The 475-nt window shown below is 69.1% G+C and carries 1 protein-coding gene; it reads right to left on the bottom strand.

Features of this window, described 5'->3' with window-relative positions; translation table 11 throughout:
• Positions 1–475: TCP-1/cpn60 chaperonin family protein (locus tag HT134_RS44350; RefSeq protein WP_281387929.1), on the bottom strand; the 475-nt coding region annotated here is incomplete at both ends.

Genomic DNA, 475 nt, shown 5'->3' with positions numbered 1-475 from the left:
GTTGCTCTCCTCGACGGTGATGACGCCTTCCTTGCCGACCTTGTCCATCGCCTCGGCGATGAGCGAGCCGATCTCGGGGTCGGCGGCGGAGATGGAGGCGGTGGAGGCGATCTGCTCCTTGGTCTCCACGTCCCTGGCCAGCCTGGACAGCTCCTCGCCGACCCGCTCGACGGCGATCTCGATGCCCTTCTTCAGGGCCATCGGGTTGGCGCCGGCCGCCACGTTGCGCAGCCCCTCGCGCACCAGCGCCTGGGCGAGCACGGTGGCCGTGGTGGTGCCGTCGCCGGCGACGTCGTCCGTCTTCTTGGCGACCTCCTTGACCAGCTCGGCGCCGATCTTCTCCCACGGGTCCTCGAGCTCGATCTCCTTGGCGATGGAGACACCGTCGTTGGTGATCGTGGGGGCGCCCCACTTCTTCTCCAGCACGACGTTGCGGCCCTTGGGGCCGAGGGTCACCTTGACGGCGTCGGCGAGC

Origin of the sequence: Nonomuraea rhodomycinica, assembly GCF_013363995.1 — a bacterium.
GTDB classification, from domain to species: domain Bacteria; phylum Actinomycetota; class Actinomycetes; order Streptosporangiales; family Streptosporangiaceae; genus Nonomuraea; species Nonomuraea rhodomycinica.
The sequence above is the reverse complement of the archived record's forward strand: the minus strand, read 5'-3'. Positions and strand labels throughout refer to the sequence as shown.